We start from the raw sequence: 5,026 nt of genomic DNA on the forward strand, positions 1-5,026 counted from the left end.
TATTGAAACCAGATTTAACCCACGAGCAATATATTAGTGCCATTATCAACGCAGCGAAAAGTCACTACTACTACCCGCTTGTTGAATACTCTAATAATTTAAGAAAAGCAGAAGATTCCAATCAAGAAATGAAGGAACTCGCTATTGAGCTTCTTAATTATGCACGTTTTAATAACTTTGTTCCGGCTATTGAATCCTTAATGAAAATTGAGGGTAAACATAAAAGAATGAATGGTTCTATATATAAAGAATTAATGACACAAGGTATCTCTTTGGGTGCAAACTATGCCTGGAGAGGATATAGAATCTTAAGTATTGAAGATGACTCTTTATCTGAAAAAGAGAAATATATTGCAGCAAAAGCAACTGAACTTTTTAATGGTGATGACTTTGCAATAAGCTTTACTCATCCACCTAAAGAAAAAGAAGCTTTGATTGCTGCAAATAATAAAGCACAAGAAAAAGCAGATTCTGTAAAAAGAGTGATTTATATTGATGGGGCTCACGTACCTGAAGGTTAATTATTTTTTAATTTTTGAGCGCTTCCTAAATAAAAAGGAAGCGCTTTTTTAATCAATATTAAAGCAAATTATTGCCCAATTGTTTTTAGGTGTACTATTCAACATTAAATCTATTAGCTTCTTAGTCAGCTAAATTAAGGCCTTAAATGCATGAAAGTAATAATTACTACCCTTCTTTTAACTCTCTCTTCGATAGCCTTAACCGGTTGCTCAAAAGCAACAACACCTCAACAAGCCGATATTGCTGTATTTGAACAATTTTTATCAGAAAATCCGATATCAAGTATCAACCCTTCTATTGATATAGCGAGTATCTATCAGCCAGGTGACCCGCTTTTTGAAGGGGTACTTAATATACAGCGTAAGTTATGGGGAGAAGCTGAAAAAGCACTTCAACCTTTAGCCGATAAAAAAAATCCAGAAGCGATGTATTGGTTAGCCACCATTACCTACGGTTCGAGTATATATGATACTCCGAAGGCCGGAAAAATGTTGATTGAAGCAGCAGAGTTAGGCAACCCCTATGCCGCTCTATTTTTTTCACCAGATAGCCGCTATTGTAATATGTATTTTAAAAATCAATGCAGTGAGAAGTGGGTAGAAAAAGCACAAAAACTGTTTGCAGAACAAGCAGAATATTAGGAAAGAACAGGATTAAAACGCCGTCTGTTTTAGTCGGACCTTGGGGGTGGTTAGCCATTGCAATCTCCCTTACTGGTGGGCTTTGCTACTTATGGCTAAAAGATAACTCAATGCAAGAATGGCTCGCCAATGGTCCTTTTGCAGAGGAGGAAGATCGTTTTAATGGAGAGTATGCATCATTAAAGGACGACCCTGAGCTTGCATATCTTACATGGTTGAACGAAATTATTGGCATTAAAATCACTGTTTATCCAAAAGATAAAGTGCAGTTACAATTAAGTGATAAAGTATCACAACGTTTGAATACAATGCCTACAACACATTATATTCATATTCAGTCGAATTTACCCATCTCATTAAATCAGAAGAATATCACTGTGAAAGCATGCCAAAAGCTTACAAAGGTATTAATTGATGGGAATAATCAGTTGAGTGATCAGTATTCCAGCCAGCAGCCCCTCTCCTCCCTAGGAGGAATGAGTTTAGGTAATAGTTATGTTTTTTGTATAAAAACGACGGAAGATACTCGCCAGACAAAAAATGTCAGAGAAACAATAGAAGTCGCTGTTTTAGCGAAAGCGCGAATAACACATAAAGGTACGGTATTTCCACTTCCTTCTTTAGATAAAAATGCAATACGTTTGAACAATATTGGACCTCCCCGTGCTGACTTTACTCAACAACAAAAAGAATGGGCTGATAACCTATAAAATGAAAAGGATAACCATGAAACATACCCCGTACAATTCACAGCACATTCCACCGCAAGCGTCGGGGAATCAGCAAGGCTTTTGGTCTCAAATGGCCAGAAAAGGTGTGCACTTCCCATTTACTTGCAATAATCATCATGTTCCAGAAAAAGAGCTGCGATCCCGTACCCCCTCTGAACTGAAAAAGCTTAAGACATTTGAGAGTGATATATACAGTGAGCGTGAAATTCACGACATCACTTTCCCATGGTGGGGCTTGGCCTATTTTTATGCCGTGACTTTTGCGAAAGTTATTGCAATCTATTTTATGCCGTTAGCTTTTTTGGTTTTTGGTATGGTGAATATTTTTACTAAAGCCCCACAAAGTGAACTAAATACAGCATATCTTGGGTTAATCTTTATATCAGTGGTGTGTCTACTCATTTGGTGGTCTTTCTCTTTTTTTAATGGAAAGTTACCCATTAAAACCTTATTTTCATTAAGCCGAGAAACGGGTATGGTCACACTACATGGCTTCGGTAATAAGGTGCGATTTAGTCACCCTTTTGTTGAGTTTGATTGCTACCTGACAACATCGCCAACCCCACAAGGTTTTATTAATTATCAACTGTTTCTTGTTCATCGTTATAATGGTTATAAACATGGGGTTCCCATTGGCCGTTTTATCAATGGTTCAAGAGATCTTGATGAATACAAGCGCTTATGGAACATGATCCAAGCCTATATGGATGTGAGCCAGCCTTTGCCCGACATTCCAATGAATGAGCCTTTTCGCCATAAAGACAATGCAACCGTTGCTTATGATAAGGCGCATCATCGAAAGCCAGATTTTTGGTTCAGTATGGATGATGATGCGTTTGAACAAGCTGTGACGAAAATTGTTGAGAGGCAAAATTCAGAGCCACCATTGGGTGAGGTTATACCGTTCCCTACCACAGATTCTATAGCAACCACACCAAACACGGCTTCTGCCTAACGCATAATAAGCACGCCCATCTCGGCGTGCTTTTTTGTGGAGGTCATATCTCATCATCAATCAGGCCAATTATTGCCCAGTCTATTTAGCGTGTATTCTCACTCTGAGAATCGTTAACGCCGAAGAAAGATAGAAAATAACCATGAAGCATAATCCTTACAACTCACAGCATATTCCGCCGCAAGCGCCGGGGAATCAGCAAGGCTTTTGGTCTCAAATGGCCAGAAAAGGTGTGCACTTCCCATTTACTTGCAATAATCATCATGTGTCAAGTAAAGTGTTGCGATCCCGTAAACCCTCTGAGCTTAGAACGTTAGACCCATCTGAAGGCGGCTACAACGAACGTCAAATTAGAGACATCACATTGCCATGGTGGGGCTTGGTCTATTTTTATGCCGTGACTTTTGCGAAAGTTATTGCTCTCTATATGATGCCGTTAGCATTTGTTCTTCTGGGGATAATATATCTCGTAACCAACATTTCATCGCAATCATCAATCGATATTTTGATTTTTCTTTTATACATATTGATCCCATCCTTACTCATTTGGTGGTCTTTCTCTTTTTTTAATGGAAAATTACCCATTAAAACCTTATTTTCATTAAGCCGTGAAACGGGCATGGTCACACTGTATGGTTTCGGTAATAAGGTGCGATTTAGTCACCCTTTTGTTGAGTTTGATTGCTACCTGACAACATCGCCAACCCCACAAGGTTTTATTAATTATCAACTGTTTCTTGTTCATCGTTATAATGGTTACAAACATGGGGTTCCCATTGGCCGTTTTATTAATGGCTCAAGAGATCTTGATGAATACAAACGCTTATGGAACATGATCCAAGCCTATATGGATGTGAGCCAGCCTTTGCCTGACATTCCAATGAATGAGCCTTTTCGCCATAAAGACAATGCAACCGTTGCTTATGACAAGGCGCATCATCGAAAGCCTGACTTTTGGTTCAGTATGAATGATGAAGCGTTTGAACAAGCAGTGACGAAAATTGTTGAGAAGCAAAATTCAGAGCCACCATTGGGTGAAGTTATACCGATCCCTACCACAGATTCTATAGCAACCACACCAAATACGGCTTCTGCCTAACGCATAATAAGCACGTCTATCTCGGCGTGCTTTTTTGTGGAGGTCATATCTCATAATCAGGCCAATTATTGCCCAGTCTATTAAGCGTGTATTCTCACTCTGAGAATCGTTAACGCCGAAGAAAGATAGAAAATAACCATGAAGCATAATCCTTATAACTCACAGCACATTCCGCCGCAAGCGCCGGGGAATCAGCAAGGCTTTTGGTCAAACATGGCCAGAAAAGGTGTGCACTTCCCATTTACTTGCAATAATCATCATGTGCCAGAAAAAGAGCTGCGATCCCGTACCCCCTCTGAACTGAAAAAGCTTAAGACATTTGAGAGTGATATATACAGTGAGCGTGAGATTCACGACATCACTTTCCCATGGTGGGGCTTGGTCTATTTTTATGCCGTGACATTCGGAAAATTTATTGCTCTCTATATGATGCCGTTAGCATTTGTTCTTCTGGGGATAATATATCTCGTAACCAACATTTCATCGCAATCATCAATCGATATTTTGACTTTTCTTTTATACGTATTGATACCATCCTTACTCATTTGGTGGTCTTTCTCTTTTTTTAATGGAAAATTACCCATTAAAACCTTATTTTCATTAAGCCGAGAAACGGGCATGGTCACACTGTATGGTTTCGGTAATAAGGTGCGATTTAGTCACCCTTTTGTTGAGTTTGATTGCTACCTGACAACATCGCCAACCCCACAGGGTTTTATTAATTATCAACTGTTTCTTGTTCATCGTTATAATGGTTATAAACATGGGGTTCCCATTGGCCGTTTTATCAATGGTTCAAGAGATCTTGATGAATACAAACGCTTATGGAACATGATCCAAGCCTATATGGATGTGAGCCAGCCTTTGCCCGACATTCCAATGAATGAGCCTTTCCGCCATAAAGACAGTGCAACCGTTGCTTATGATAAGGCGCATCATCGAAAGCCAGACTTTTGGTTCAGTATGGATGATGAAGCGTTTGAACAAGCAGTGACGAAAATTGTTGAGAAGCAAAATTCAGAGCCACCATTGGGTGAAGTTATACCGATCCCTACCACTGATTCTATAGCAACCACAC

Annotated in this window: 6 protein-coding genes; all 6 read left to right on the forward strand. The window is 39.3% G+C overall.

Annotation, left to right across the window (positions count from 1 at the left end):
* Window positions 1–521: hypothetical protein (locus C9J46_RS21585; protein ID WP_158259627.1), on the forward strand; the 521-nt coding region annotated here is incomplete at its 5' end.
* Between the two features lie 150 nt (window positions 522–671).
* On the forward strand, window positions 672–1,163 hold the full coding sequence (locus tag C9J46_RS21055) for a hypothetical protein (RefSeq protein WP_107262343.1): 492 nt from the start codon (window positions 672–674) through the stop codon (window positions 1,161–1,163).
* Between the two features lie 110 nt (window positions 1,164–1,273).
* Complete coding sequence (locus C9J46_RS21060) at window positions 1,274–1,873, forward strand: hypothetical protein (RefSeq protein ID WP_107206452.1); 600 nt, start codon at window positions 1,274–1,276, stop codon at window positions 1,871–1,873.
* A gap of 16 nt (window positions 1,874–1,889) precedes the next feature.
* Window positions 1,890–2,849 (forward strand): hypothetical protein, encoded by a 960-nt coding sequence (locus tag C9J46_RS21065; protein WP_107206451.1) that lies wholly within the window; start codon window positions 1,890–1,892, stop codon window positions 2,847–2,849.
* A 142-nt stretch (window positions 2,850–2,991) separates the two neighbouring features.
* Complete coding sequence (locus C9J46_RS21070) at window positions 2,992–3,948, forward strand: hypothetical protein (RefSeq protein ID WP_107206450.1); 957 nt, start codon at window positions 2,992–2,994, stop codon at window positions 3,946–3,948.
* A 138-nt stretch (window positions 3,949–4,086) separates the two neighbouring features.
* The coding region (locus tag C9J46_RS21075; RefSeq protein WP_107291476.1) for a hypothetical protein at window positions 4,087–5,026 on the forward strand (940 nt) is incomplete at its 3' end.

It is taken from the genome of Photobacterium sp. GB-36 (genome assembly GCF_003026135.1).
In the GTDB taxonomy this organism is placed as follows: Bacteria; Pseudomonadota; Gammaproteobacteria; order Enterobacterales; family Vibrionaceae; genus Photobacterium.

Excerpts from the sequence above, each read along its gene's own strand:
- C9J46_RS21055 (WP_107262343.1), top strand. The coding sequence starts at position 672 with ATGAAAGTAATAATTACTACCCTTCTTTTAACTCTCTCTTCGATAGCC.
- C9J46_RS21060 (WP_107206452.1), top strand. The coding sequence starts at position 1,274 with ATGCAAGAATGGCTCGCCAATGGTCCTTTTGCAGAGGAGGAAGATCGT.
- C9J46_RS21065 (WP_107206451.1), top strand. The coding sequence starts at position 1,890 with ATGAAACATACCCCGTACAATTCACAGCACATTCCACCGCAAGCGTCG.
- C9J46_RS21070 (WP_107206450.1), top strand. The coding sequence starts at position 2,992 with ATGAAGCATAATCCTTACAACTCACAGCATATTCCGCCGCAAGCGCCG.